The organism is Sphingopyxis sp., assembly GCF_035250425.1.
Lineage (GTDB): Bacteria > Pseudomonadota > Alphaproteobacteria > Sphingomonadales > Sphingomonadaceae > Sphingopyxis.
Genome location: NZ_DATFFD010000029.1, coordinates 1 through 25934, shown reverse-complemented (window position 1 = coordinate 25934; position 25934 = coordinate 1). Strand labels below are relative to the sequence as shown.

General features: G+C 65.3%; 28 protein-coding genes and 1 tRNA gene. 15 read left to right on the top strand and 14 right to left on the bottom strand.

The window, feature by feature from the left end:
- Positions 1-2 precede the first annotated feature (2 nt).
- From kdpB to kdpF, 3 genes are read right to left on the bottom strand one after another with little or no spacing between them, the layout of a single operon-like run.
- Positions 3-2039, bottom strand: coding sequence for a potassium-transporting ATPase subunit KdpB (kdpB, locus tag VJ811_RS02080; protein WP_324070612.1), 2037 nt, complete (start codon positions 2037-2039; stop codon positions 3-5).
- A 13-nt stretch (positions 2040-2052) separates the two neighbouring features.
- A complete protein-coding gene (kdpA, locus tag VJ811_RS02075; protein ID WP_324070611.1) occupies positions 2053-3756 on the bottom strand; it encodes a potassium-transporting ATPase subunit KdpA in 1704 nt (567 codons plus the stop codon).
- 13 nt (positions 3757-3769) lie between these two features.
- Positions 3770-3859, bottom strand: a complete 90-nt coding sequence (kdpF, locus tag VJ811_RS02070; RefSeq protein ID WP_039576313.1) for a K(+)-transporting ATPase subunit F — start codon at positions 3857-3859, stop codon at positions 3770-3772.
- A gap of 219 nt (positions 3860-4078) precedes the next feature.
- Between kdpF and VJ811_RS02065 the strand changes: the two genes are divergently transcribed.
- Positions 4079-4354 (top strand): hypothetical protein, encoded by a 276-nt coding sequence (locus tag VJ811_RS02065; protein ID WP_324070623.1) that lies wholly within the window; start codon positions 4079-4081, stop codon positions 4352-4354.
- Between the two features lie 7 nt (positions 4355-4361).
- Here VJ811_RS02065 and VJ811_RS02060 read toward each other — a convergent pair whose 3' ends face one another.
- Complete coding sequence (locus VJ811_RS02060; RefSeq protein ID WP_324070610.1) at positions 4362-5042, bottom strand: UTRA domain-containing protein; 681 nt, start codon at positions 5040-5042, stop codon at positions 4362-4364.
- Positions 5039-6385 carry a formimidoylglutamate deiminase gene (locus tag VJ811_RS02055; protein WP_324070609.1) on the bottom strand — a complete coding sequence of 449 codons (1347 nt, stop codon included), beginning with the start codon at positions 6383-6385 and terminating at the stop codon, positions 5039-5041. Before VJ811_RS02055 ends, VJ811_RS02060 begins: the two co-directional genes overlap by 4 nt.
- 59 nt (positions 6386-6444) lie before the next feature.
- On the opposite strand from VJ811_RS02055, the gene hutI reads away from it, so the two are divergent.
- From hutI to VJ811_RS02005, 10 genes are all read left to right on the top strand, one after another.
- Positions 6445-7629: an imidazolonepropionase gene (hutI, locus tag VJ811_RS02050; protein WP_414711901.1), complete on the top strand. Its 1185-nt coding sequence runs from the start codon at positions 6445-6447 to the stop codon at positions 7627-7629.
- Positions 7626-9158, top strand: a complete 1533-nt coding sequence (gene hutH / locus VJ811_RS02045; protein ID WP_324070607.1) for a histidine ammonia-lyase — start codon at positions 7626-7628, stop codon at positions 9156-9158. Before hutI ends, hutH begins: the two co-directional genes overlap by 4 nt.
- Complete coding sequence (hutG, locus tag VJ811_RS02040) at positions 9158-9958, top strand: N-formylglutamate deformylase (protein ID WP_324070606.1); 801 nt, start codon at positions 9158-9160, stop codon at positions 9956-9958. Before hutH ends, hutG begins: the two co-directional genes overlap by 1 nt.
- Positions 9959-9998: 40 nt before the next feature.
- Positions 9999-11678 carry a urocanate hydratase gene (gene hutU / locus VJ811_RS02035; RefSeq protein WP_324070605.1) on the top strand — a complete coding sequence of 560 codons (1680 nt, stop codon included), beginning with the start codon at positions 9999-10001 and terminating at the stop codon, positions 11676-11678.
- A gap of 75 nt (positions 11679-11753) precedes the next feature.
- Entirely contained in the window at positions 11754-12917 is a 1164-nt protein-coding gene (locus VJ811_RS02030; protein ID WP_324070604.1) for an acyl-CoA dehydrogenase family protein, read from the top strand.
- Positions 12918-12921: 4 nt separating this feature from the next.
- Positions 12922-13764, top strand: a complete 843-nt coding sequence (locus tag VJ811_RS02025; protein ID WP_324070603.1) for an FAS1-like dehydratase domain-containing protein — start codon at positions 12922-12924, stop codon at positions 13762-13764.
- Between the two features lie 201 nt (positions 13765-13965).
- On the top strand, positions 13966-14499 hold the full coding sequence (locus tag VJ811_RS02020) for a hypothetical protein (protein ID WP_324070602.1): 534 nt from the start codon (positions 13966-13968) through the stop codon (positions 14497-14499).
- Between the two features lie 81 nt (positions 14500-14580).
- Positions 14581-14988 carry a hypothetical protein gene (locus VJ811_RS02015; protein WP_324070601.1) on the top strand — a complete coding sequence of 136 codons (408 nt, stop codon included), beginning with the start codon at positions 14581-14583 and terminating at the stop codon, positions 14986-14988.
- A gap of 16 nt (positions 14989-15004) precedes the next feature.
- Entirely contained in the window at positions 15005-15730 is a 726-nt protein-coding gene (locus VJ811_RS02010; RefSeq protein ID WP_324070600.1) for a C39 family peptidase, read from the top strand.
- Between the two features lie 8 nt (positions 15731-15738).
- Positions 15739-16305: a hypothetical protein gene (locus VJ811_RS02005; RefSeq protein WP_324070599.1), complete on the top strand. Its 567-nt coding sequence runs from the start codon at positions 15739-15741 to the stop codon at positions 16303-16305.
- Positions 16306-16610: 305 nt separating this feature from the next.
- Here VJ811_RS02005 and VJ811_RS02000 read toward each other — a convergent pair whose 3' ends face one another.
- On the bottom strand, positions 16611-18050 hold the full coding sequence (locus VJ811_RS02000) for a hypothetical protein (protein ID WP_324070598.1): 1440 nt from the start codon (positions 18048-18050) through the stop codon (positions 16611-16613).
- Entirely contained in the window at positions 18047-18727 is a 681-nt protein-coding gene (locus VJ811_RS01995) for a helix-turn-helix domain-containing protein (RefSeq protein ID WP_324070597.1), read from the bottom strand. The genes VJ811_RS02000 and VJ811_RS01995 overlap by 4 nt, the downstream gene beginning before the upstream one ends.
- 371 nt (positions 18728-19098) lie before the next feature.
- Between VJ811_RS01995 and VJ811_RS01990 the strand changes: the two genes are divergently transcribed.
- The gene (locus VJ811_RS01990) at positions 19099-19350 is read left to right on the top strand and encodes a helix-turn-helix transcriptional regulator (RefSeq protein ID WP_324070596.1); all 252 of its coding nucleotides are present in this window, start codon (positions 19099-19101) and stop codon (positions 19348-19350) included.
- Between the two features lie 77 nt (positions 19351-19427).
- On the opposite strand, the gene VJ811_RS01985 is transcribed toward VJ811_RS01990, so the two are convergent.
- From VJ811_RS01985 to VJ811_RS01970, 4 genes are read right to left on the bottom strand one after another with little or no spacing between them, the layout of a single operon-like run.
- The gene (locus tag VJ811_RS01985; protein WP_324070595.1) at positions 19428-19883 is read right to left on the bottom strand and encodes a cyclophilin-like fold protein; all 456 of its coding nucleotides are present in this window, start codon (positions 19881-19883) and stop codon (positions 19428-19430) included.
- 16 nt (positions 19884-19899) lie between these two features.
- Positions 19900-20433 carry a (R)-mandelonitrile lyase gene (locus VJ811_RS01980; RefSeq protein ID WP_324070594.1) on the bottom strand — a complete coding sequence of 178 codons (534 nt, stop codon included), beginning with the start codon at positions 20431-20433 and terminating at the stop codon, positions 19900-19902.
- A 13-nt stretch (positions 20434-20446) separates the two neighbouring features.
- On the bottom strand, positions 20447-21541 hold the full coding sequence (locus VJ811_RS01975; RefSeq protein WP_324070593.1) for an alpha/beta hydrolase: 1095 nt from the start codon (positions 21539-21541) through the stop codon (positions 20447-20449).
- 9 nt (positions 21542-21550) lie between these two features.
- Positions 21551-22732, bottom strand: a complete 1182-nt coding sequence (locus VJ811_RS01970; RefSeq protein WP_324070592.1) for an MFS transporter — start codon at positions 22730-22732, stop codon at positions 21551-21553.
- A 128-nt stretch (positions 22733-22860) separates the two neighbouring features.
- On the opposite strand from VJ811_RS01970, the gene VJ811_RS01965 reads away from it, so the two are divergent.
- Positions 22861-23754 (top strand): LysR family transcriptional regulator, encoded by an 894-nt coding sequence (locus tag VJ811_RS01965; protein WP_324070591.1) that lies wholly within the window; start codon positions 22861-22863, stop codon positions 23752-23754.
- Between the two features lie 116 nt (positions 23755-23870).
- On the opposite strand, the gene VJ811_RS01960 is transcribed toward VJ811_RS01965, so the two are convergent.
- Positions 23871-23947: transfer RNA gene (locus VJ811_RS01960), tRNA-Arg, on the bottom strand.
- A gap of 71 nt (positions 23948-24018) precedes the next feature.
- Here VJ811_RS01960 and VJ811_RS01955 point away from each other — a divergent pair.
- A complete protein-coding gene (locus VJ811_RS01955; protein WP_324070590.1) occupies positions 24019-24807 on the top strand; it encodes a queuosine precursor transporter in 789 nt (262 codons plus the stop codon).
- Positions 24808-24811: 4 nt separating this feature from the next.
- Entirely contained in the window at positions 24812-25207 is a 396-nt protein-coding gene (locus VJ811_RS01950) for a hypothetical protein (protein WP_324070589.1), read from the top strand.
- Here VJ811_RS01950 and purQ read toward each other — a convergent pair.
- Together purQ and VJ811_RS01940 are read right to left on the bottom strand one after the other, a co-directional pair.
- A complete protein-coding gene (purQ, locus tag VJ811_RS01945) occupies positions 25169-25834 on the bottom strand; it encodes a phosphoribosylformylglycinamidine synthase subunit PurQ (protein ID WP_324070588.1) in 666 nt (221 codons plus the stop codon). The genes VJ811_RS01950 and purQ overlap by 39 nt on opposite strands.
- A 14-nt stretch (positions 25835-25848) precedes the next feature.
- A partial coding sequence (locus tag VJ811_RS01940) for a phosphoribosylformylglycinamidine synthase subunit PurS (protein ID WP_324070622.1) occupies positions 25849-25934 on the bottom strand: 86 nt, incomplete at its 5' end.

Below are 25934 nucleotides of genomic sequence, written 5' to 3'. Positions count from 1 at the left end.
CCTCAGACGAGACCCAGGCCGCCGACCGCGAGGTCGATCAGCTTGATGCCGACAAAAGGCGCCACAAGGCCGCCAAGGCCATAGACGGCGAGGTTGCGCGCGAGCAGCGGCCCCGCGCCCATCGGGCGATAGGTCACGCCCTTGAGCGCCAGCGGAACGAGCAGCGGGATGATCAGCGCGTTGAAGATGATCGCCGACAGGATCGCGCTCTCGGGGCTGGTCAGCCCCATCACGTTGAGCACGCCGAGGCCCGGATAAAGCACGATGAACATCGCGGGGATGATCGCGAAATATTTCGCGACATCATTGGCGACCGAGAAGGTCGTCAGCGCCCCGCGCGTCATCAGCAATTGCTTGCCGAGCCCGACAACCTCGATCAGCTTGGTCGGATCGCTGTCGAGATCGACCATATTGCCCGCCTCGCGCGCCGCCTGCGTCCCGGTGTTCATCGCGACCCCGACGTCGGCCTGCGCAAGCGCCGGCGCGTCGTTGGTGCCGTCGCCGCACATCGCGACGAGCCGCCCGCCCGCCTGTTCCTTGCGGATCAGCTCGAGCTTGTCCTCGGGCGTCGCCTGCGCGAGGAAATCGTCGACCCCCGCCTCGGCGGCGATCGCCGCGGCGGTGAGCGGATTGTCGCCGGTGATCATCACCGTGCGGATGCCCATCGCGCGCAGCTCGCCGAAGCGTTCGCGAATGCCCGCCTTGACGATGTCCTTGAGGAAGATCGCGCCGAGCAATTGCCCGTCCTTCGCGACCGCGAGCGGCGTACCGCCCGCGCGCGCGATCTCGTCGGTAATGCGGCGGAGTTCGGTCGCGGCGGCGGTCGCCTCCGCGCCCGGATTGGCTTTGAGGACCGAATCGACCGCGCCCTTCTGGATCACGCTGCCCGCAAGCTTGATGCCCGAGATGCGGGTCTGCGCGGTAAAGGGAATGATCTCGGCGCCCTCCGGCAAGTCGGTCATCGTCTGGCCGAATTTCTCGCGCGCCAGTGCGACGATCGAGCGGCCCTCGGGGGTTTCGTCGGCGAGGCTGGCGAGCAGCGCGGCCTCCGAAAGGACCGTCATCGACTGGCCGCCCACTGGACGGAATTCGGTTGCCTGCCGGTCGCCGACAGTGATCGTGCCGGTCTTGTCGAGCAGCAGGACATCGACGTCGCCCGCCGCCTCGACCGCGCGCCCCGATTTCGCGAGCACGTTGAAGCGCACGAGGCGGTCCATGCCCGCGATGCCGATGGCAGAGAGCAAAGCCGCGATCGTCGTCGGAATGAGCGTGATCAGCAGCGCCGCGAGGATCGCGACGGGGATGCTGCCGCCGGCATAGTTCGCAAAGGCCGGGATCGTGCCGACCGCGATCAGGAAGATGATCGTGAGGCCAACGAGCAGCAGGGTCAGCGCGATTTCGTTCGGCGTCTTCTGCCGCTCGGCGCCTTCGACGAGCGCGATCATTCGGTCGAGAAAGCCCTGCCCCGGATTGACGGTCACCTGGACGCGGATTTCGTCGGAGATGACGCGCGTGCCCGCGGTGACCGCCGAACGGTCGCCGCCGGCCTCACGGATCACCGGCGCGCTTTCGCCGGTGATTGCCGCTTCGTTGACCGACGCAACGCCGCCGATGACTTCGCCGTCCGACGGGATCAGGTCGCCCGTCTCGACGAGCACGATGTCGCCGACCCGGAGCGCGCTGGCGGGAACATTTTCATACGCCTTCCCTTCGCCCTTCAGCCGCTTGGCCGTGAGTTCGGCCTTGGTGGCGCGGAGCGAGGCGGCTTGCGCCTTGCCGCGCCCCTCGGCGAGCGCCTCGGCGAAGGTGCCGAAGAGCACCGTCAGCCAGAGCCAGATCACGAGCTGCAGCTTGAAGCCGGTGGCCAGGCTGTCCTGACCGACGACGAGCAACAGCGTCAGCAAGGTCGCGACGACCGCGGTGGTGAACATCACCGGGTTGCGGATCAGCTCCCTGGGATTGAGTTTGCGGAAGGCGTCGCCGATCGCCGGAACGATCAGCTCTGCCGTGAACAATGATTTTTGTACGGACCGAGCCATGTGCTTAGGTTCCTTAAAAGAGCTGTCCGTGGATCATCGCGAGATGATCGGCGATGGGACCGAGCGCGAGGCCGGGCAGGAAGGTCAGGCCGCCGACGATCAGCACGATGCCGATCAAGAGGCCCGTCCAGAGCGGCCCCGTCGTCGGGAAGCTGCCCGCCGATTCGGGCGTATATTTCTTCGCCGCCAGGCCGCCCGCGATGGCCAGCATGGGGATGATGATGAAGAAACGGCCGATCCACATCGCAACGCCCAGCATGAGGTTATAGAAAGGCGTGTTGGCGGTGAGGCCCGCAAAGGCCGACCCGTTGTTCGCGACCGCGCTGGTGAAGGCGTAGAGGATTTCCGAGAAGCCATGCGGTCCTTTGTTGAGCGGACCCGCCAGCCCCGCCTCGGTCACCGACGCGATCGCCGTGAAGCCGAGGATGATGAGCGGCAGGACCGCGATCGCGAGCACCGCGAGCTTGACCTCGCGCGCCTCGATCTTCTTGCCGACATATTCGGGGGTACGCCCCACCATCAGCCCGGCGACGAAGATCGCGAGGATCGCGAAGAGCAGGAAGCCATAGATACCCGCGCCGACGCCGCCGATGACGACTTCGCCCAGCTGCATGTTGAACAGCGGGATCATCCCGCCGAGAGCGGTAAAGCTGTCGTGCATCGCATTGACCGCGCCGCACGACGCCGCGGTGGTGACGACCGAGAAAAGCGACGAGGCGGCGATGCCGAAGCGGACTTCCTTGCCCTCCATATTGCCGCCCATGGCGCCAAGGTCGTGGAGAATCGGATTGCCCGCGGCTTCCTGCCAATAGGTGATAGTGACCCCGGCGAGGAAGATCGTCACCATCGCGGCGAGGATCGCCCAGCCCTGACGCTGGTTGCCGACCGCCTTGCCGAAGGTCCAGGTCAGGCCGAAACCGATCGTGAAGATCGACAGCATCTGGACGAGGTTGGTGAGCGCGGTCGGATTCTCGAACGGATGCGCCGAGTTGGCGTTGAAGAAGCCGCCGCCATTGGTGCCGAGCATCTTGATCGCTTCCTGGCTTGCGACCGGGCCAAGCGCGAGCGTCTGCTTGACGCCCTCGAGCGTCGTCACATCGACCGAACCCGCCAGCGTCTGCGGCACGCCGTTTGCGATATAGAAGATCGCGATGGCGACGCAGAGCGGGAGCAGCAGGTAAAGCGTCACGCGCGTCATATCGGCCCAGAAATTGCCGATCGTCTTCACCTCGCGCCGCGCGAAACCGCGGAACAGCGCGAAGGCGAGCGCGATGCCCGTCGCCGCCGACAGGAAGTTGTGAATGGTGAGGCCCAGCATCTGCGACAGGTTCGACAGCGTCGATTCGCCGCCATAGCTTTGCCAGTTGGTGTTGGTCGTGAAGCTGACCGCGGTGTTGAACGCGAGATGCTCGCTGACCCCGTCGAACCCAAGCGGATTGAGCGGTAGCGCGCCCTGCAGGCGCAGGACGGTGTATGTAAAGAGCAGCAGCGTCGCGTTGAAGATCAGCATGTGGACCGCATAACGGCGCCATCCCTGCTCTTCATTGGGGTCGATGCCCGACAGGCGATAGAAGCCCGTTTCGACCGGGCCGAGCACGCGGTGCAGCGGCGTCCGTCGCCCTTCGTAGAGCACGAAGAGCCACTGGCCCATCGGCTTGCAGAGCAGGAGCAGGATTGCGATGAACGCGATGATGAGAAACCATCCCTGAAAGGTCATGCGTTCGCCTCCCTCAGAAGCGTTCGGGCCGCGCAAGCACGGCCACGAGATAGATGAGAAGGCCGAGCGCGGTGGCGCCCGCGAGCCAAAGGTCGAGTGTCATGGATATCGTTCCCTCACGCGTCGTCGCACAGACGCGAATAGCCGAGGCTAGCCGCGACCAGGCCGAGGATGAGACCGATCCAGAGAATGTCCTGCATGGGTTTGCTCCAGCAAGGCGCCGGCCACGGGGCGTGGCACGAGTCGTCTGCGGATCCTCAAATAGGAGAGGCACGCGTTTGAATGCGAGAGACCGAAAACTATGAGAGCATAGTATTCTCATATGATTTCGCTGTTTTTTGCATTGCGGCGCGCCAGAAGGGGCATCGCGTCGATCTCGGCGGGGCTGGGCGTCTCCTATCGGCCCGGCCAACCGGGCGCCGATATCGAAGCCTATGGCGCAATGGTCGCCGACGTCACGCGGGATTGGGATGCGACATTGCTCTTCGAACCCGGGCGCTTCATCGCGGCGTGCAGCCTAGCGAGGTTGATGGGCCATCGCTGGCGCGGTGAGTGGCAGTCGACGGCGGCGAGAGCCGGACGTTCGAAATCGGGTTGATCGATCGTCACGGCGCGGCGTTGAAGTCCGCCACCAGGTCGAAGCGGTCGCCGCGAAACAGTTGCCGCACATGCGTCACGACGCGCCCCGCACGCCACGTCGTGCGGTCGAGTTCGAGGCACGCCGCACCCACACCGATCGTCAACAGCGCCGCTTCCTTGCGTGTCGGGGTCACCGCGCGGATCACATGGCGCGCCTGCGTCCAGGGGATATGGCCGAGCAGCCACGTTCCGGGCGCTTCCCTGGCAAAATCCGCGTCCGCCGCCTCGGGCACCTCGCCGAGCGCGATGAAGCGGCGTTCGAGCGCAAAGGCTTCGCCCGCCGCGATATGCACGCCCTCGATGCGCAGCGCCGGACCGGAGAGCGGATCGTCGCCTGCGCTGGCGGTTTCGAGCGACGCCAGTTCCCAGCGATAGACCTGGCCGCGCGCCGCGATCAGCTCGGCGAGGTCGGGCACGGTCATCACCGCCGAATGGACCGGCGGACGCGCCACGAACGTCCCCGCCTTGCGGCGCCGTTCGACGAGCCCCGATGCGGCGAGTTCGCCGAGCGCCTTGCTCACCGTCGCGCGCGCGCAGCCGTAGCGCGCGGCGAGTTCCTGTTCGGTCGGCACGCGATCGCCGGGACGCCATTCGCCCGACTGGATCGAGGCGGCGATCTCTTCGCGGATGCGCCGGGCGGGGTTCACGCGAGCAGCCGCGCGACGCAGGCGCGATAGGCGTCACCGATCGCGTCGGCACCCACATGGCGTCCCTTTTCGACGCGCTTGCTGCCCGCGCGCCACACGCTGTCCACCGCGCCCGCGCGCGCGGCGAAAATCCAACGGTCGAGCAGGGTCGCATCGTCGGCGCCGGCAAAGGCGGGGTGATCGAGGTCGAGTGAAACGATGTCCGCCGCATGGCCGACGGCCAGCCCGGCGGGCACCTTCAGCGCCTGCGCGCCGCCCTGCACCGCGCGCGCAAACAGATTCGCGCCGACGAAGGGCGAGGCCTCGTCCGCCAGCAACGCGCGGGCGCGCTGCGCCAGGCGCTGCGAATATTCGAGCGCGCGAAGTTCCTGCGCCGCGTCGACGAGGATGTTGCTGTCGGTCCCGATCCCGAAGCGCCCGCCCGCGGCGAGATAATCGACCGCCGGAAAAATGCCGTCGCCCAGATTGCCCTCGGTGATCGGGCACAGCCCGGCAACCGCGCCGCTCGCGGCGAGGCGCGGCACTTCGCGTTCATCGAGGTGGGTCGAGTGGATCAGGCACCAGCGGTCGTCGACTCCGGCATTGTCGAGCAACCACTCGACAGGGCGCGCGCCGCTCCACGCGATGCAGTCGGCGACCTCCTTCACCTGCTCGGCCGCATGGATATGCACCGGACCCGTCGGCGAAAGCGCCAACAACGCCGCGAGCTCGTCAGGCGTCACGGCGCGAAGCGAGTGCGGCGCGATACCGATATTGGCGTCGCCGGAGAGCTTCGGCCGCGAAGCGTCAAGCAGCGCGGCAAAGCCGTCGACGTCGTTGAGAAAACGCCGCTGTCCAGGGCTCGGCGGCGCCGCGCCGAAATTGCCATACGCGTAGAAGACGGGGAGCAACGTCAGGCCGATGCCAGCCTCGCCACTCGCCTGCGCAATCGCCCCCGCCATCTCGGCGCGATCGGCATAGGCCGCGCCCGCCGGGTCGTGGTGCAGATAATGAAACTCGCCGACGCGGGTGAAGCCCGTTTCGAGCATCTCGGCATAGGCCTGCGCGGTGATCGCCGCGACATCGTCGGGGGTCAGCCGATCGAGGAAGCGGTACATGGTCTCGCGCCAGCTCCAGAAATTATCGTCGGGCCGGCTGCGGCGCTCCGAAAGCCCCGCCATGCCGCGCTGGAAACCATGGCTGTGGACGTTGCAGAGGCCCGGAAGCCCGACGCGATGGCGCTCGTCCTCACGTTCCGCCGCGACGCCGGTTTCGATCGATGCGATCCGGCCGTCTGCAACGCCCAGCCGCACATCCTTCGTCCAGCCATTGTCGATCCACGCGCGTTCGAACCAGAGAGCCATCGTCGTTCGTCCTCATATTATGTCTAGACATAATGGCGCATTCGAACGACACTGTCCAGATGGAGCAACTCTGGACGAACGCCCGACTCGCAACGATGGCCGACGACACCCTCGGCTTGATCGACGATGGCGTCGTCGCGGCAAAGGGCGGCCGGATCGTCTACGCCGGCCCCGCCGAGGGCGCCCCGGCGACCGCGCAAAAAGTTACCGACTGCGAAGGCCGGTTGATCACCCCCGGCCTCATCGACTGCCACACCCACCTCGTCCACGGCGGCAATCGCGCCAATGAATGGGCGATGCGGCTTGCGGGCGCGAGCTATGAGGAGATCGCGCGCGCGGGCGGCGGCATCGTCTCGACGATGCGTGCGACGCGCGAGGCGAGCGAAGCCCAGTTGGTCGATAGCGCCCTCCCCCGCCTCGACGCGCTGATCGCCGAAGGCGTCACGACGATCGAGATCAAGTCGGGCTACGGCCTGTCGACGAACGACGAACTCAAGATGCTCCGCGCCGCGCGCGCGCTCGCCGGACGCCGCAACATTCGCGTCGAGCCGACCTTCCTCGGCGCGCATGCGCTACCCCCCGAATATAAGGGCGACAGCAACGCCTATATCGATCTCGTCGTGGGCGAAATGATTCCCGCCGCCGCGCCGCTCGCAACCGCGGTCGATGCGTTCTGCGAAGGCATCGGCTTTTCGCCCGACCAGTGCGCGCGGGTCTTCGCGGCGGCCAAGGCGCACGGTCTTGCGGTCAAGCTCCACGCCGAACAATTGTCGGCGCTCCACGGCAGCGCGCTTGCGGCGCGGCATGGCGCGCTGTCGGCCGACCATCTCGAACATGCGAGTGACGACGACGTCCGCGCGATGGCTGCGGCGGGCACCGTCGCGGTGCTGCTTCCCGGCGCCTATTATTTCATGCGCGAGACGAAGCTGCCGCCGATCGAGGCGATGCGCCGTCATGGCACCCGCATCGCGCTCGCGACCGACAACAACCCCGGCACCTCCCCGACGACCTCGCTGCTGCTCATGCTCAACATGGGCGCGACCTTGTTCGGGCTGACGGTGGTCGAGGCGCTGCGCGGCGTCACCGCGAACGCCGCCGCCGCGCTCGGCCTGTCCGCCGAGATCGGCACGCTCGAGCCCGGCAAAGCATGCGACCTCGCGATCTGGGACGTCACCGACCCCGCCGAGCTCGTCTACCGCATCGGCTTCAACCCGCTTCACCAACGCATCAAGGACGGACAATGATCATCACCCCCGGCGCCATGACGCTCGCCGACTGGCGCGAAATATATGAGGGCGCGAGCGCCGAACTGAGCACCGATGCATGGGCCGCGATCGACGCGAGCGCCGCTGCGGTCGCGCGCATCGTCGCCAAGGGCGCGCCCGTCTATGGCATCAACACCGGTTTCGGAAAGCTCGCGAGCGTGCGCATCGCCGACGACGATCTCGCGACGCTCCAGCGCAATATCGTGCTCAGCCACGCCGCGGGCACCGGCGCCCCGTCGCCCGCCCCGATCGTGCGACTAATGATGGCATTGAAGCTCGCGAGCTTCGGCATGGGCGCGTCGGGCGTGCGGCGCGAGACCGTCGCGATGATCGAGGCGATGCTCGCGAAGGGATTGACCCCGGCCGTCCCATCGCAGGGCTCGGTCGGCGCGAGCGGCGACCTTGCGCCGCTGTCGCATATGGCCGCCGCGATGATCGGCGTCGGCGCGATCGAGGTGGACGGCAAAGCCTTGCCCGCGGCCGATGCGCTGGCGCAGGCTGGCCTCGCCCCGCTCGACCTCGGCCCGAAGGAGGGTCTCGCGCTGCTCAACGGCACCCAATTCTCCACCGCCAACGCGCTCGCCGGGCTGTTCCGTGCCGAGACCGTCTTCCGCTCGGCGCTGATCACCGGCGCGCTCTCGACCGAAGCCGCCAAGGGCTCCGACGCACCCTTCGACGCACGCATCCATGCGCTGCGCGGCCATGCGGGACAGCGCGAGGTCGGCGATGCGCTGCGCACGCTGATGGCGGGATCGGCGATCCGCGCCTCGCACGCGGAGGGCGACCCGCGCGTGCAGGATCCATACTGCCTCCGCTGCCAGCCGCAGGTGATGGGCGCCGTCCTCGACCTGCTCCGTCAGGCCGCGACGACGCTCGGCATCGAGGCGAACGGCGTCTCGGACAACCCGCTGATCTTCGCCGACGCTGGCCCGTTTGGGGACGAGGCGCTGTCGGGCGGCAATTTCCACGCCGAGCCCGTCGCCTTCGCCGCCGACATGATCGCGATGGCGCTGTGCGAGATCGGCTCGATTTCGGAGCGCCGCATCGCGATGCTCGTCGACCCCGCGCTCTCGGGGCTGCCCGCCTTCCTCACCCCGCGCCCCGGTCTCAACTCGGGCTTCATGATCCCGCAGGTCACTGCCGCCGCGCTCGTCAGCGAAAACAAGCAGCGCGCTTATCCCGCCAGCGTCGACTCGATTCCGACCTCGGCCAATCAGGAGGATCATGTCTCGATGGCCGCGCACGGCGCGCGCCGCCTGCTCGACATGGCCGACAATGTCAGCGCGGTGATCGGGATCGAACTGCTCGCGGCGTGTCAGGGCATCGACTTCCACGCACCGCTGAAATCGAGCGATGCGCTGGAGGCCGCGCACAAGCATCTGCGCGTCGAGGTTCCCACGCTCGAAGACGACCGCCATTTCCATCCTGATATGGAGGCCGCCACCGCGCTGATCCGCACGGGCAGCCTTGTCGCGGCGGTTCCGGCGAACCTGCCGGGTCTCGGCTGATGGACTGGCTGCGCGTCCATCGCGGCGACGCACCGCTCGTCATCGCCTTCCCGCATGGCGGCACCGACCTTGCGGGCTTCGACGAGCAATATGCTTCGCCCTGGCACGCGCAGATCGACACCGACTGGTGGATCGCCGAACTCTACGCCTTCGCTGCCGATCGAGGCGCGACGCTGGTTGCTACCGATATCTCGCGGAGCGTGATCGACATGAACCGCGATCCCTCGGGCGCGTCGCTCTATCCCGGACAGGCGACGACCGAACTCTGCCCGACGACGACCTTCGACGGCGAGCCGCTCTATCGCTTCGGCGAACCCGACGAAGCCGCGATCACGCAGCGGCTGAGCCTCTATCACCGCCCCTATCACGACGCGCTCACCGCCGAGCTCGACCGGCTGAAGGGCGAGCACGGCAAGGTCGTCCTTTACGACGCCCATTCGATCCGCAGCCGCGTCCCGCGCCTGTTCGACGGCGAGCTGCCGCAGTTCAACATCGGCACCAACAATGGCGCGACCTGCGCCCCCGAACTCGAAACCGTCGTTGCGAACATCTGCGCCGCGAGCGGCAAGAGCCATGTGGTCAACGGCCGCTTCAAGGGCGGCTGGACGACGCGCCACTATGGCCGCCCCGACGACGGCATCCACGCGATCCAGATGGAACTCGCGCAGCGCGGTTACATGACCGAGCCGGCCGAAATCACGCACGCCAACTGGCCATCCCCCATCGATCCAAACCCCGCGATCCGGCCCGTGCTGGAGCAAGTGATCGCCGCCGCCCTCGACTTTGCGACAGATAAATAGGGACAGTCCCTATTTATTTGCTCAAGCAGAAAGGAAGACCATGACCACCCGCCCCCTCAATCAGAGGCTGGACAACAGCCGCGTGATCCGCCCCGCGACGGGGACCGAGATCAGCGCGAAAAGCTGGCTCACCGAAGCGCCGATGCGGATGCTGATGAACAACCTGCATCCCGACGTCGCCGAGGCGCCGCACGAACTTGTCGTCTATGGCGGCATCGGCCGCGCCGCGCGTGACTGGGAAAGCTATGACCGGATCGTCGAGACGCTGAAGCGGCTGGAGGGCGACGAAACCCTGCTCATCCAGTCGGGCAAGCCCGTCGGCGTCTTCCGCACCCACGAAAACGCCCCGCGCGTGCTGCTCGCCAATTCGAACCTCGTCCCCGAATGGGCGAATTGGGAGCATTTCCACGAGCTCGATAAAAAGGGGCTGATGATGTACGGCCAGATGACCGCCGGCAGCTGGATCTATATCGGCAGCCAGGGCATCGTGCAGGGCACCTACGAAACCTTCGTCGAAATGGGCCGTCAGCATTATGGCGGCAGCCTTGCGGGCCGTTGGCTGCTCACCGCGGGCCTCGGTGGAATGGGCGGCGCGCAGCCGCTCGCGGCGGTAATGGCGGGCGCGAGCTGTCTTGCGATCGAATGCCAGCCGAGCCGCATCGAGATGCGCCTGCGCACGGGCTATCTCGACAAGCAGGCGTCGAGCATCGACGAGGCGATCGCGATGATCGAGGAGGCCCACGCCGGGGGCAAGCCCGTCTCGGTCGGCCTGCTCGGCAACGCCGCCGAAATCCTGCCCGAAATCTTCCGCCGCGGTATCCGCCCCGACCTGCTCACCGACCAGACCTCGGCGCACGATCCGGTCAACGGCTACCTCCCCGCGGGCTGGACGCTCGACGAGTGGTTTTCGAAGCGCGAGAGCGATCCCGCCGCCGTGGCAAAAGCCGCCAAAGCGTCGATGGCGGTGCATGTGCGGGCGATGCTCGACCTGCAGGCCGCGGGCGTACCGACCACCGATTATGGCAACAATATCCGCCAGGTGGCGAAGGATGAGGGTGTCGAAAATGCCTTCGACTTCCCCGGCTTCGTCCCCGCCTATGTCCGCCCGCTCTTCTGCCGCGGTATCGGTCCCTTCCGCTGGGTGGCGCTCTCGGGCGATCCCGAGGATATCTACAAGACCGACGCCAAGGTGAAGGAACTGCTTCCCGACAATAAGCATCTCCACAACTGGCTCGATATGGCGCGCGAGAAGATCCAGTTCCAGGGTCTGCCCGCGCGCATCTGCTGGGTCGGGCTCGGCGACCGCCACCGGCTCGGCCTTGCTTTCAACGAGATGGTCGCGTCGGGTGAACTCAAAGCGCCTGTCGTGATCGGCCGCGATCATCTGGATTCGGGCTCGGTCGCCTCGCCCAACCGCGAGACCGAGGCGATGCGCGACGGCAGCGATGCCGTGTCGGACTGGCCGCTGCTCAACGCGCTGCTCAACACCGCTTCGGGCGCGACCTGGGTGTCGCTCCATCATGGCGGCGGCGTCGGCATGGGATATTCGCAGCACGCCGGCATGGTGATCGTCGCCGACGGCACCCCCGAAGCGGCAAAGCGGCTTGAGCGCGTGCTGTGGAACGACCCCGGCACCGGCGTGATGCGCCACGCGGACGCGGGTTATGAGATCGCGATCGACTGCGCGCGCGAGAAAGGCCTCGACCTGCCGAGCATCTAGCGCTTGTTTCGGTTGCGCCGAAACAGCTTCGCATCCTAAGGCTCTCCCCGACGATCAGGGGAGAGCCAGACGCCAATGTCCGAAGCCCAGCCACAGAGCCACCCCGAAATCCGCGAGGCGGTGCGCCGCCTGTGCGCCGAATTTCCGGGCGAATATTGGCAAAGGCTCGACCGCGACCGCATCTATCCGACCGAATTTGTCCGCACGCTCACCGAAGCGGGCTTCCTCTCGGTCCTGATCCCCGAACAATATGGCGGCTCGGGCCTCGGGCTCGGCGCCGCAACGGCGGTGCTCGAGGAAATCCACCGGTCGGGCTGCAACGGCGGTGCTTGCCACGCGCAGATGTACACGATGGGCACATTGCTCAAACATGGGTCGGAGGCGCAAAAGCAAGCCTATCTACCCGCCATCGCGCGCGGTGACCTCCGCCTGCAGGCGTTCGGCGTGACCGAGCCGACCGCTGGCACCGACACGACGCGCATCCGCTCCTTCGCCAAGCGGGTCGGCGACAAATATGTCGTCAATGGCCAGAAGATCTGGATCAGCCGCGCCGAGCATTCGGACCTGATGGTTCTGCTCTGCCGCACCACCCCGCGCGAGGAGTGCGCCAAGCCCTCTGACGGGATGAGCGTCCTCCTCGTCGACATGCGCGAGGCACAGGGCAACGGACTGACAATCCGCCCGGTGCGCACGATGCTCAACCATGCGACGACCGAGCTGTTCTTCGACGATCTCGAAGTCCCCGCCGCGAATTTGATCGGCGAAGAGGGCAAGGGCTTCCGCTATATATTGTCGGGCATGAACGCCGAGCGCATCCTCATCGCCTCCGAATGCATCGGCGACGGCCGCTTCTTCATCGACCGCGCCACCGCCTATGCCAAGGATCGCGAAGTCTTCGGCCGCGCGATCGGCACGAACCAGGGTGTCCAGTTCCCGATCGCGCGCGCCTATGTCCAGATCGCCGCCGCCGCCGAAATGGTCGACAAGGCCGCGCGGCTTTTCGACGCCGGGCAGGACGGCGGGACCGAGGCCAATATGGCGAAGATGCTCGCGTCCGAAGCGAGCTGGTACGCCGCCGACATGTGCGTCCAGACGCACGGCGGCTTCGGCTTTGCCGAGGAATATGACATCGAGCGCAAGTTCCGCGAGACGCGGCTCTATCAGGTCGCACCGATCAGCACGAATTTGATCCTGAGCCACGTCGCGACGCACGCGCTCGGCCTGCCCAAGAGCTTCTGAGCCGATGGACGATTATTCCGCCTGGGTCGGCCGTAGCGAAACGCGCGAGGATGTCGCGGCCGCGGCACCGCTCGCCGGTCTCGCCGCCCTGCTCGATCACGATATCTCGCCATGGCTGCCGGGCACCGTACCGCCGCTGGCCCATTGGCTCTATTTCCTGCCCACCGCGCGGCAGTCGACGATCGGCGAAGACGGTCACCCGCGCCGCGACGGCGCAGGTCTGCTCCCGCCCGTTCCGCTCCCGCGCCGCATGTGGGCGGGCAGCCGCATCGAGTTCCTTTCCCCGGTCGCGGTCGGTGCCGCACTGACCCGCGTCACCACGATCGATGCGATCAAGCCCAAGCGCGGCGCAAGCGGCGACCTGCTCTTCGTGACGCTGCGCCACGACATCGCGGCGGACGGCGTCGCGGCGATCCGCGAGGTGCAGGACATCGTCTTTCGCGAACCCGCGCCGACGGCGCCTGCACCCGCCGCCGTTCCGGTCGAACCGGCCGAACCCGAGCCCGCCGAAGCGGTGCGCAGCCTGTCGCCCGATCCTATACTCCTGTTCCGCTACTCGGCGCTGACCTTCAACGCCCACCGTATCCATTACGACCGCGACTATGCCCGCGATGTCGAGGGCTATGCGGGGCTCGTCGTCCACGGCCCGCTGATCGCGACCTTGCTGATGGATCACTTCCTGCGCACCGCGCCCGGTGCGACCCCCCGCCATTTCAGCTTCCGCGCCGAGGCACCGCTGATCGACGGCGCGCCCTTTGACCTCTGTCTCGCCCGCGATGGCGATGCGGCGCGATTGTGGACGCGCGATGCAGCGGGGCGAACGACGATGCGCGCCGAGGTCGCATAGCGGGATCCGGCCCAAGCGAATCCACCCACCGAGATCATCTGGGTATTTCTCCGCCCCCGACATTGCCAATTCGCAAAGCGGCGGGTGCCGCGGCGGATCATGATCGCCTTGTTCGCACCGATGCGGACGGAGTCGGGGAGGATCCGCACCAGCCATGCCGTTCGGCATCGCGCGCCATCCCCTTTTGTAAGGAGAGTAGTCATGATCAAGAAAGTCATGCTGGCGGTGTCAACGCTGGCGCTTGCAGCCACGGCCGCACCGGCCATCGCGCAACAGAATCAGGACAACGACAACACCACCACGGGTGCGTCGGGCAACCACAGCGACAATGATACGGTCGTTGTGAACGACCTGATCGACCTGTTCGTCCAGGACAATGCCGCCGACAGCTATTCGGACGACGATCAGGATAATGACGGCAATGGTTCGTTCAACGGCAATACCATTGTCGTTGCCAGCCAATCGCTGAGTGCGACGAACACCAACCAGTATCTCGACGAAGTCGTCGACCTGGACGGCGAAGACGAAAGCGATACGGCTGTCGGCTACAACAGCGGTGACAACTATGTCCGCGGCAATGCTTTTGCGGCCTATGCGGGCATCATGAACGCCGCTTGGAATACCGGCATCAACGCCAACACCCAAGCTGCGACCAACATCGCGGCATCGGGCAGCGTGAACTTCGGCGAATGCTGCGCGGCCGATAGCGGCGGCGGCGGCGGCGACGACGACTAAGAGTCCCCCCGGATGGCCGGCCCGGCACCACTGGCGGGCCGGCCATTTCCCGATTTTTTGCTTTCAAGGAGCGCCCGCGTCATGAAACCCCCGATCGTCCCGGTCCTGCTGGTCCTGGCAGGCCTATCCGTGCCCGTATCGGCGCAGCTGCCTCCGCCAGAAGCAGCGGCCCCGCGCGTGGTCGAGGCCGTCCCGGCCGAAGCCTATGCAGCCCCGGCGATCCCGGTGCGGCCCGAACGCAAATCGCCAATGCTGAACGACAACGAGCTCGACACGCAACGCGGCGGCCAGTCGCTCGTCATCACCAATCAGACGTTGGATTCGATCGTTAGCGGCAACATCCTGCAGGGCGACTATACCGCGGGTGCGGTTACGCTGAGCGATTTCGCGCTTTCCAACTTCAACGGTGTCGGCAATCTGCTGATCAACACCGGTGCGCAGGTCAGTGCCCAGAGCGGCATGAACCTGACCATCAACCTCGGCGATTGAATTCGCCATGCGGCCCATGCGAGCCTTGATCGCGGGCATGGCGTGCGCCCTTGCGGCGGCGCCCGCCGCCGCCGAAGTCCGGCTGACCGGACCCGAAACGGGCGGCAATTACCAGCTTCAGGTGATGACCTGGTGGGATATTCCTTTCCGCTCGGTCGTTCGCCAGCGCTATGATTTCAGCTGCGGTTCCGCCGCGATCGCGACCTTGCTTACCTATCATTATGGCGCACCGACGTCGGAAACGATGCCCTTTCGCGCGATGTGGGAAAAGGGCGACCGCGAGGCGATCCGCAAGGTCGGCTTTTCGATGCTCGACATGAAAACCTATCTCGCCTCGCGCGGTTATCGCGCCGAAGGCTTCCGGATCACCGCCGAGCAATTGAAGCAGGTGAAGCGCCCGACGATCGTCCTGATGGACCTGAAAGGCTTCAAGCATTTCGTGGTCGTCAAAGGCGTCCGCGGCGACCGCGTGCTCACCGGCGATTCGGTTCTCGGCCTCAACGAATATTCGCTCGGCGACTTCGAGAAACATTGGAACGGCATTGCGCTGGCCATCGTCGAGGGTGGACAAAAGCGTCCTTCCTTCAACCTTGCCGGCGACTGGGGTCCCTGGTCACAGGCGCCGCTCGAAGATGAGGGCGCGCTTCGCGTTTCGATCAGCGATTTGACGACCAACCTTCCCCCGCAATATCAGCTGACGCCGCAGATCCTGCTCGATGTGCGCGTCGGCACCGTGAAATGAGGCCGACCATGTCCCCCCGCATCCTCCTGCTCGCCTTCGCGCCGGTGCTCCTCGCAGCCAGCGAGCCCGCAGCCGACGATCCGCTTGTGGACGCCGAGACGGTATCGGACGAGGTGCTGGCGGCGCAGCGTGGCGGCTTTGCGTTTCAGGGCATGGTGATCGCCTTCGGTGCCGATATTCGCAGCTTCGTGAACGACGAGCTTGCGCTCCGCACGATCGTCAGCTGGACGCCCCAGGGATCCTCGATCGAGCGCTATGTGTCACCGGCGCTGACCGCGGTCGATGCGGCGCAGATCCAGGGCGGCATCCTGACCAGCGGCGGCATCACCATGCGCGTGGGCGATGAACCGATATTCCTCGCGAACAACGGCCAGACCGCGCTGATCCAGCGCACCGACGCGATCCAGAATGTCCTGATCAACACCGCCAGCAATGTCTCGCTGAACCAGCAGGTCGACGCCGTGCTCGACCTCAGCGGCTATGAAGGCTTCCGCGACGCGCTGGCGTCGACGCGGATGAGCGACGCGATCGGCGCTGCGATGGGCGCGCAGACCGTCGGCGCGCTCGGCAACTAGGGGGCTTTCCGGGCTAGATCGAGGCATCGTGACGGAGCCGATTTTGGCCGAGTGCGAGGAGAGAGGAGGGAGCAATGCCATTGCATCGTGACTGACGAGCGACGCGGCAGTCGGCCAAAATCGGCCCGCCCCTTCGGGGTTCGCGCTGGAAGCGCCAATCACGACGTCTCGATCTAGCCCGGAAAGACCCGAACGACCCCCCGCCCCTGTTTCGACAGGGACGGTTCACCTCGCCCCGCCTCTTTTGGCGGGGCTTCTTTATGTCGCCCTTGTAGGGTTGGGTTGGTTGGGCCGGGTCGCCGGGATCATAGTTTCCCGCCGAACGGCATGCGCAGCGTGATCGACACGTCGGGCGCATCCTCGGTCACGCCGATCTCGAACCCCATGTTCAGGACGTCGCGCTCGGTCAGGCGATAGGACATGCCGAAATTGAGCGAGCCGACGTGGAGATAGTTGGATTTCTGGTCGGTATCGCCAATCTCGGTCTTGGTCGGGAAGATATAATTGTGCCGGTAACCGAGCGAGAAGGAAAAGCGCGGGTTGAGCGCGAAACCGAAACCGATATTCGCCGACACCGCATCACCCGGATCGACGCGCCCGATCAGCACGTCGCCGACCAGTTCGTTCACGTTGCGCGGGATATGATAAAGATAGGCCGCGCCGCCATAGATCACCGCGGGATCCGACGGCATCAGGAAATTGAGCCCTGGCTGTACCGCCCAGAAACCCGACCCGGTGGCCAGCCCCGTGGCGACCCCGAATTCGTCGTAGCCGACCTCGAACGGCCCCTTGCCCGTGTCCGATTTCACGCGCAGCGTTCCGACAAAGATCGGCTTTTGCCCGACCGGGCGATTGAATTGATAGCGCAGCGAGAATTCGGCGTCGCCGATCCCGTCCTCGCGCAGCGCGATCGACCGGACGATGCCTTCGTCGCGCTGCTGGACGACCTCGATCCGGTCATTGCGATAGAGATAGGGCATGCGCACTTCGGCCTCGAGCCGGTCGCTGATTCCATAGCGCAGCGAGGCCGTGCCGACGAGCGTGTCGCGGTCGGCGTCGGTCGCCTCGATCAGGCCGATCTGGATTCCCGGGATCAGCTCGATCCCGCGAAAGACGAGGCGATTGGTCGACGAGCGCGTATATTCGAACGACGGTTCGAAAATGAGGTGGCCGGCGCGCGTCAGCACCCCCTGCCCTTCGGGAACCGCCGCGACGCGTTCGGTGGTCGACTCGCCCGGAGGCGGCGCCTCGCCGACCGGCGCGTCGGGCAGCGCGACCGCGTCGCTGCCGGGGCCGGGAAGCGCGGGGCCGGCAACGCCTTGCCCCATGCCGGTGCCGCGGAACATGTCGAGCGGCGCCTCGGCGAGCGCGAAGGATGAGAGCCGGTCGATCTGCGCCTGCTGGGTGATAAGCTGCCCCTGCATTTTTACGATATGCTGCCGCTGCTCGGCCAGCATCGCATTTTGCTGGTCGATCAGCGCCCGCTGCTCGGCGATGATCCGGCGCTGCGCGTCGATCTCGCTCCCGGCGCTCGCCGCCGGCGGGTTTTCGGCGCCGCCGCCCGGAGCCGCAGCCGCCGCGTTCCACGTCGGCGCGCTATCGAGAAAGGGAAGCGCCTCGCACAGGCATTCGAGCGCCAGCGCTTCATGCGCCTTGGCCTGCGCAGGGGCAAAAACCACCCATAGGCCAATAGCTGCCACACCCATGTGGCGCAGCGCGGGCGGCGCTGACAGATAGCTGCTCATGCCCCTGCCCCCTGCCCGGTAAACGATCGCTGCGGCTGCATCGCCCGCAGATTGTCGATCGCGACGCCCATTTCGTCGCCGGCGATGGCGCGCAGCCCGTCCAGGTCGATCAGCCGGCACAATTGCGGCCCCTCCAGCTCGATCAGCCCCTGGCGGACAAAGCCCGAGATCGTCCGGCTGACCGTATGGATCGTCAGGCCCAGATGATCGGCAATATCGCCGCGCGTCATCGGCAAGGGAATGCTGCCGAGCGCCGACAGCCGCTTCGCCGCGATCAACAGGAACGCCGCGACGCGTTCGTTGGCATTGCGGCGGCCGAGCAGGAATATGCATTGGTTTGCGCTGTCGAGCGCGCGTTCGAGCGCCCGGTTCTGTCCGAGCGAATCGGGGTTGCCATTGAGCGCCGGGCGGCGGGTCAGGATCGCGTTGGTCACCGCCTCCGCAGCCGCGTCGCGTGCGCCATATTCGACGCCGAACACATCGCCCTGATAGAAAAATCCCGTCAGCTGACGGTGCCCGTCGACATGGAAATGACAGGTTCTGACGGTGCCCGAGATGACTTCGAACCAGCAATCGCCCGGATCGCCCTGCGAGAATATAATCTCGCCTTTTCGAAATTTTAGGATGGTGTCCTGCGGAATCGACCCGCGTTGAAACTCTGCCGACAAACCTTGCACGCCACGTCTCCAATCTGGAATTGGTATTTGCGGCGACCCCGTTTGCGAGTCTCATCTGCCTTTGCGGGTGTTGAATCCATCCGCATAAAAACCGAGAAATTCATGTGTATGAACAGCCCAGGAAAATCACCTGTGTAAATTTCCTTAGCGTTTCAGGCGAAGTTTATACTGAATTTCAGTAGTATAGATACATTGACATGCGCAACATTGCCATATGCTTAATTAGCTTAGGTTAATTGATAAACGGCGCACAAACATATATCATCGAAGTCAGAGCAGGTGGATTGCGGCTATGCCCGCGCAAAATGCTCGCCGGTCGCACTGTGTCTACGCCTTGGGTATCAGGGGATTGCGCTGTGCATCAAAACGCTTTGAACGTCGAACCGCATTTGACCTTTCGTGAACATCAAATACTCGAGCTGGTAGCAGTGGGCTGCTCGGCAAAGCAGATCGCGCTCGAGATCAATATCGCACCACGAACCGTCGAACGGCACATCGAGAATGTGCGGCTCAAACTCAATGCACGCAACCGCGCGCACCTGATAACGCAGGCCATGCACCTTGGCCTGCTGGTCATTGAAACGCCGGTGCAGGACGAACCGACGCTCTTCGAGCTCAAATGATGGCGCCCCCAAGATGATGAAGATGATAACTGGGTGATCGTCGTTTGAGGTTCACCGGAACCAACGATTTCCATATATTACGGGATTCGTTCGATACGCACGCGCCCCTCATCCAGCTTTTCAAGAGCGTCCGTGCCGCCTTCGAGCCGGCCCAGGCGGACCAGGCCGCGTGAATAGCCGAAGTCGCGGTAGAAGATCGCGAGATTACCCCAAGGGGCGTAGTAGGCGATGTCGCCGGCGCTCGGCTTGATCCCGTCCGGCGCCTCCTCGACGGAGAGGCGCCTCGGCAGGTCCGCAATCTTCTCGGTGCGGTTATAGTCGCTCAGCGTCAATTCGATCGGCAGCAATGCCGCAAAGTCCCGCGCCGCCGCGTGGTCATCCAAGACGGCCGTGAGCGTTCGATCGGCGGTGACAATTCGGATTTTCATCGGCTCCTCCGTGCGTTGCTGCGAACGGCTCTGCTCTTGCGCCGATACGTTCGCGTCTGATGCCGGGCCGGTGCAGGCGCTGACCAGGGCGGCAAGTGCTGCCAAAACCCACCATCTCAGGCTAGCTTCCGCCACCCGGCGTTTCCATCGTACCGGCGAGATATTCGTCATCGGGAACATGCTCCATCCATTCGACCATCTTGCCGTCCTGCGCTTCCTGGATGGCGATGTAGGTCATGGCGGTCGTCGGTGTCGCGCCGTGCCAGTGGCGATGGCCGGGCGGGCACCAGATCACGTCGCCCGCGCGCATCTCGACAACCGGCCCGCCTTCGCACTGGGTCCAGCCGACGCCTTCCGTGACGACCAGCGTCTGACCAAGCGGGTGGGTATGCCAGGCAGTGCGCGCGCCCGGTTCGAACGTCACGCGCGCCACGCCGTGCCGCGCGGGCGCGGGCGCCGTATTGAGCGGATCGATTCGAACCGAACCGGTGAACCACTCGGCCGGCCCCTTCTGCGAGAGCCGGGTGCCGTTGGGATAGAGTATCGTCATCGCTTGTTCCTCCTTTGCCGGCTGCGCGATCGTCGGCGCGGCCGGCAGCAGCAAAATGGCTATCGTCAGGCCGGTCGCGATTCTCGCGCGTCGCTGCATGGTCATGACGCTGCTCCTGTCACGCCAGATGCTGCTCGAAAAATGACTGGAGCCGGTCGAAAGGGATCACGTCCACGCGGTCGTAGAGATCGACGTGGCGGGCGCCCGGGATGATCATCAGTTCCTTCGGCTCCGCCGCGGCCGCATAGGCCGTCTCGCTGAAGTAGCGCGAATGGGCGTTCTCGCCGTGGATCAGCAGGATGGGACGCGGCGAGATTTCCTTGATGTAGGTCAGGAGCGGCATGTTCATGAACGACAGGGGGTTGGTGAGTGTCCATGAGGCGTTCGAGTTGATCGCACGCGGGTGGAAGCCGCGCGGCGTCTTGTAGTAGTCGGCGTACTCCACCACGAACTGCGGCTCGCCGCCCTTGAGTTCGAGGGAAACCGGGCCGTATGCCGGGGTTCCCTTTTCCGCGTCCGCCCACCGCTGACGGCTCAGTTGTTCCAGCGTCTGCGCGCGCTGTTCGAGCGTCACGCTGTCGTTGTAGCCTTTCGACATCACGCGGGTCATGTCGTACATGGTGCTAGTCGCCACGGCTTTAACACGCTTGTCGACGGCGGCGGCATTCAGGGCCATGCCGCCCCAACCGCAAATGCCGATGATGCCGATCCGCTCGCGGTCGACCGAGGGCTGCAGGCCGAGAAAATCGACCGCCGCGCTGAAATCCTCGGTGTTGATGTCCGGCGAGGCGACGTTGCGCGGTTCGCCGCCGCTCTCGCCGGTATAGGATGGATCGAAAGCCAGCGTGATGAAACCGCGCTCGGCCATGGTCTGGGCATAGAGACCCGACGACTGCTCCTTCACAGCGCCGAACGGGCCACCAACGGCGATTGCCGCGAGCCGCCTGTCGCCACGATCCTTGGGCGAATACATATCGGCCGCCAAGGTGATGCCGTAGCGGTTCCTGAACGTCACCTTCTGATGATCGACCTTCGCACTCTTCGGGAAAGTCTTGTCCCATTCGTTCGACATGGTCTGTGCCTTTGTATTGGAGAGGTTGAAAAGCGGGCCGGTGGCCAGTGCGGCCGCGCCAGCGCCGGTCCATTTGATCAGCGCACGGCGATCGATGTGGCGGATCGGCGTGGTCTGAGGGTTCGCGTCAGGGGTATTCATGGAGGTCTCCTAGGGTTGCAGCAGGCCGCGCCCGCTGCCGATCACGGCGATTCCGGCGCACGCCAGAACGATGCTGCCGATGAAGGTTGCGGAAATGGACATACGGTCGAGCAGCAGCCCGCCGACGACGGCGCCGAGCAGGATCGACGACTGGATCGCGGCGACCATCAGGCTGCCGGCCGCCTCCGGCGCGTCTTCGGCATTCTGCGACATCCAGGTCATCCAGATCACCGACATGGCGGTGTTCATCGCGCCCCAGACGGCGAGGAGCAAAGCGGCTGCAATGATAGACTTTCCCAGAAGCAGCAGCCCCAGCGTGCAGCCGCCCATCAGCAGCGCGGGCAGCTTCAGGAGCGGCGCGACATTGCCGCGCACGAAACGGCCAGAAGCCCATGTGCCGACGAACCCGGCAAGGCCCAGCACGAGCAGCAGGACCGACAGCATCGTCACGTCCACGCCCGTCACCTGCTCCAGAAAGGGGCGCAGATAGGTGAACATGGTGAAGGCCGAGCCCCAGGACAGCATCGAGGCAATGAGGCCGCGCAGGAAATAAGGCCACTTCAGCAGGTCGAGCATGGCCCGGAAATCTTGGGCGTAGCGCGCGGGCAGCGAAGGCAGCGCGATCATGTGCCAGACAAGGTTGAGCGCGACGATCGGTGTCAGCGCCCAGAACACCGCGCGCCAGCCGAACATCCCGCCGAGATAGCTGCCGATCGGCGCGGCGAAGGCCGCCGCAATGGCCTGCCCGCCATACATCAGCGCGAGCGCCTTCGGGACGTCGCGTTCGGGAACCAGCCGCATGATGACGGCGGTCGCCAGCGCCCAGAAGCCGCCGATGCAGATGCCGAGCAGGGCGCGGCCGATCATCAGCACTGCGAAATTCGGCGCGGCCGCGACCAGAACCAGCGACGCCAGCATGAGGGCGGTCATCGCGACCAGAACCCATTTCCGGTTCAATTTCCCGGCAGCTGTCGTGATGAACAGGCTTGCTGCCACCGCGAACAGCCCGCTGATCGAGATCGCCTGCCCCGTCTGCCCTTCCGTCGCACGCAGCCCTTCGGCCATCGGCGTGAGCAGGCTGACGGGCATGAATTCCGACGCGATCAGCATCGCGACGCACAGCGCCATCGACAGGACGGCACCCCAGGCGGCGGCTGGCCGGACTCCTTCTGCTGATATGGCAACCGCCATCTTTGCTTGCTCCTGCGTCAATTGTTGCAGCGCAAACTAGCGAACCCCCTATAAAACGATTAGCCGTTGAAATCCGAATGAACTAATCGATGACATCGAATAATCCGATGCGATGGCAAGGGACTGTTATGGCCAGAACCGATCTCAACCAGCTGACATGGTTCCAGGCCGTGGCGCAGGAACGCAGCTTCACCAAGGCTGCGGCCAAGCTCGGCGTGGCGCAATCGACGCTGAGCCACACGATCAAGCAGCTCGAAGCGCGCATGGGCATACGACTTCTCACGCGCACCACCCGCAACGTCGCCCCGACCGCCGCCGGGGAACGGCTGCTCGCGACCCTCACGCCGCGCATAGCGGAAATAGAGGAAGAGATCGCATCGCTGACCGCGCTCGGCGAAAAGCCCTCAGGCTCAATCAGGCTGACCCTGTCAGACCACGCTCTCGAAAGCGTCGTATGGCCCAAGCTGAAGCCGGTGCTCAGTGCCTATCCCGACATCAGCGTCGAGCTGATCCTCGACAGCACCTTCCGCAATATCGTCGAGGAAGGTTTCGACGCCGGTGTGCGGCTGGGCGAGAGCGTCGAGAAGGACATGATCGCGGTGCGGATCGGGCCGGACTGGCGCTTGGTGGCCGTAGCTTCGCCTGCCTATCTCGACGCGCACGGCATTCCGGAACGCCCGCAGGACCTGGTCCGGCATATCTGTATCAACATGCGCCATGAGACCGCCGGGGGTCTTTATGCGTGGGAGTTCCAGAAGGACGGGCAGGAATTGCGGGTCCGGGTCAGCGGGCAACTCGCCTTCAACAACAGCTACGCCATGATCGACGCGGCGGTCAGCGGCTATGGCATCGCCTATGTCCCGGAGAACATCGTGGAACGGCAGATGGCGTCGGGCGAACTCGTGCAGGTGCTCGATGACTGGTCGCCCTTCTTCGACGGCTATTTCCTCTACTATCCGAGCCGGCGCCAGAACCTTCCCGCGTTCAAGTTCATCGTCGATGCGCTACGGCATCGGGATTGAAGGTCGTGTGACTGCACCGAGCGGCATCATAGTGTCGGCCGAAGCCCGCCAGGTTCTCTCTTTTGTTCGGGAATGGTGGCGATCGAGAATGGCGGATTGCCGCGCTTGCGGCGGTGTGGCGCGCCCGGCAGGATTCGAACCTGCGACCACCCGCTTAGAAGGCGGGTGCTCTATCCAGCTGAGCTACGGGCGCGCAGCGCTGCTTGCGTCGCGCGGCGAATAGCGTGGTTTGCGTAGGCTGCAAAGCGGGTTAAGCAGCGGCCCATGATCCATTCCGACGCCCCGCCCGCCAAACCCGCCCATGTCAGCGCCGCGAGCATCCGGCATTTTCGCTATTATGATCTGGTGATGGCGGCATTCGTTGCCGTCCTGCTGCTCAGCAACATCATCGGTGCGTCGAAATTGTCGGCAGTCGGCGGGCTGACGTTCGGTGCCGGCATCCTGTTTTTTCCGATCAGCTATGTGATCGGCGACGTGTTGACCGAAGTCTATGGCTATGCCCGCGCGCGCCGTGTCATCTGGACGGGGTTCGGCGCGCTGCTGTTCATGGCGGTGATGAGCTGGATCGTGCTCGCACTGCCGCCCGCGCAGGACTGGTGGTGCAGCGGCGCCGACGCGCTGACGCTCAAGACCGGCGAAGCCGGCGGGACGGGAGCGGTGTGCCAGGCAAGCTATGAAAGCGTGTTCGGCAGCGCGTGGCGCATCGTCCTCGCCTCGATGACCGCGTTCTGGGCCGGCGAGTTCGTGAACTCCTATGTCCTTGCGCGGATGAAGCTCGCGACGGGCGGGCGCTTCCTGTGGATGCGCACGATCGGGTCGACGGTCGTCGGACAGGGTATCGACAGCCTGATCTTCTATCCCATCGCCTTCCTCGGCATCTGGGAAACCGAGCAGGTGCTGCTCGTCCTGACCACGAACTGGGCGATGAAGATCGCCTGGGAAGCGGCGCTGACCCCGGCAACCTATCTGGTGGTGGGGGCGTTGAAGCGGCGCGAAGGTGTCGATGTGTTCGACGAAGGCACCGACTTCAACCCTTTTGGAGCCAAGGTCTGACGGCATGACATTGATCGAATTCGCCGCTCTGTTCACCGAGCGCAAGGCCTGGCTCGTCACCTCGACCGACCTCAGCAAGGACGCACTGCATATCTATTTCGGGCTGGCGCTGTTCATGGCGGTGCGGCTGGCTTGGCGCTGGCGCGGCGGATGGCTGGTCGCGTGGCTCGCGGTGCTGACGATGGCGTCGGGCGGCGAATGGCTCGACATGTCGCTCGAAGCAAAGCGAGCGGCGATCCAGCCCGACGCCGCGCATTGGCACGACATCTGGAACACGATGTTCTGGCCGACGATCCTGTTGCTGATCGGACGCTGGTTGCAACCCGATGCAATGCGCCCGGACGGCGACGGCCGAATGATGTCAGGCGAGAACGCCGAGCGCCGCTTCGAACAGGCGTAGCCCGTCGGTGCCGCCGTGCGCGCGGTCGATCGCGCGTTCGGGGTGCGGCATCATGCCCAGAACATTGCCCGCATCGTTGAGCACGCCCGCGATCGCGCGCGCCGACCCGTTGACGCTATCGGCATAGCGGAACGCGACGCGCCCCTCGCCCTCGATACGGTCGAGCGTCGCCGCGTCGGCGAAATAATTACCGTCGTGGTGCGCGACGGGGATGTTGATCTCCTCACCCGCGTTATAGCTCGCGGTGAACAGCGACTGGCTGTTTTCGACCTTGAGAGGCACGGTGCGGCAGACGAAATTGAGCCCGGCGTTGCGCATCAGCGCGCCCGGCAGCAGCAGCGCCTCGGTCAGCACCTGAAATCCATTGCACACGCCGAGCACCGGTACGCCGCGCCCCGCGGCATCGGCGACGCTGCGCAGGATCGGCGACCGCGCGGCCATCGCGCCCGAGCGCAGATAATCGCCATAGGAAAAGCCGCCGGGCAGCGCGATAAAGTCGGTGCCGCCGGGCAGCTCGGTCTCGCGGTGCCACACCATCGCGGGCGCTCGGCCGGTCACCTGTTCCAGCGCGACCGCCATATCGCGGTCGCAGTTGGAGCCCGGAAAGACGATGACGGCGGTCTTCATGGCGTGCGCTCCCTTTACGGACGTTCGATGCGGTAGTTTTCGATCACCGTGTTGGCGAGCAGCTTGGCGCACATCGCGTCGAGGTCGGCGTCGCTCGTAC

Coding starts and splice junctions, on each gene's coding strand:
- kdpF (WP_039576313.1), bottom strand. CDS start 3,859: ATGACACTCGACCTTTGGCTCGCGGGCGCCACCGCGCTCGGCCTTCTC.
- kdpA (WP_324070611.1), bottom strand. CDS start 3,756: ATGACCTTTCAGGGATGGTTTCTCATCATCGCGTTCATCGCAATCCTG.
- hutH (WP_324070607.1), top strand. CDS start 7,626: ATGATCATCACCCCCGGCGCCATGACGCTCGCCGACTGGCGCGAAATA.
- VJ811_RS02030 (WP_324070604.1), top strand. CDS start 11,754: ATGTCCGAAGCCCAGCCACAGAGCCACCCCGAAATCCGCGAGGCGGTG.
- VJ811_RS01965 (WP_324070591.1), top strand. CDS start 22,861: ATGGCCAGAACCGATCTCAACCAGCTGACATGGTTCCAGGCCGTGGCG.
- VJ811_RS02015 (WP_324070601.1), top strand. CDS start 14,581: ATGAAACCCCCGATCGTCCCGGTCCTGCTGGTCCTGGCAGGCCTATCC.
- hutI (WP_414711901.1), top strand. CDS start 6,445: ATGGAGCAACTCTGGACGAACGCCCGACTCGCAACGATGGCCGACGAC.
- hutG (WP_324070606.1), top strand. CDS start 9,158: ATGGACTGGCTGCGCGTCCATCGCGGCGACGCACCGCTCGTCATCGCC.
- VJ811_RS02020 (WP_324070602.1), top strand. CDS start 13,966: ATGATCAAGAAAGTCATGCTGGCGGTGTCAACGCTGGCGCTTGCAGCC.
- kdpB (WP_324070612.1), bottom strand. CDS start 2,039: ATGGCTCGGTCCGTACAAAAATCATTGTTCACGGCAGAGCTGATCGTT.
- VJ811_RS01950 (WP_324070589.1), top strand. CDS start 24,812: ATGACATTGATCGAATTCGCCGCTCTGTTCACCGAGCGCAAGGCCTGG.
- VJ811_RS01970 (WP_324070592.1), bottom strand. CDS start 22,732: ATGGCGGTTGCCATATCAGCAGAAGGAGTCCGGCCAGCCGCCGCCTGG.
- VJ811_RS02025 (WP_324070603.1), top strand. CDS start 12,922: ATGGACGATTATTCCGCCTGGGTCGGCCGTAGCGAAACGCGCGAGGAT.
- VJ811_RS02055 (WP_324070609.1), bottom strand. CDS start 6,385: ATGGCTCTCTGGTTCGAACGCGCGTGGATCGACAATGGCTGGACGAAG.
- purQ (WP_324070588.1), bottom strand. CDS start 25,834: ATGAAGACCGCCGTCATCGTCTTTCCGGGCTCCAACTGCGACCGCGAT.
- VJ811_RS02065 (WP_324070623.1), top strand. CDS start 4,079: ATGATTTCGCTGTTTTTTGCATTGCGGCGCGCCAGAAGGGGCATCGCG.
- hutU (WP_324070605.1), top strand. CDS start 9,999: ATGACCACCCGCCCCCTCAATCAGAGGCTGGACAACAGCCGCGTGATC.
- VJ811_RS01980 (WP_324070594.1), bottom strand. CDS start 20,433: ATGACCATGCAGCGACGCGCGAGAATCGCGACCGGCCTGACGATAGCC.
- VJ811_RS01955 (WP_324070590.1), top strand. CDS start 24,019: ATGATCCATTCCGACGCCCCGCCCGCCAAACCCGCCCATGTCAGCGCC.
- VJ811_RS02010 (WP_324070600.1), top strand. CDS start 15,005: ATGCGAGCCTTGATCGCGGGCATGGCGTGCGCCCTTGCGGCGGCGCCC.
- VJ811_RS02005 (WP_324070599.1), top strand. CDS start 15,739: ATGTCCCCCCGCATCCTCCTGCTCGCCTTCGCGCCGGTGCTCCTCGCA.
- VJ811_RS01975 (WP_324070593.1), bottom strand. CDS start 21,541: ATGAATACCCCTGACGCGAACCCTCAGACCACGCCGATCCGCCACATC.
- VJ811_RS02000 (WP_324070598.1), bottom strand. CDS start 18,050: ATGAGCAGCTATCTGTCAGCGCCGCCCGCGCTGCGCCACATGGGTGTG.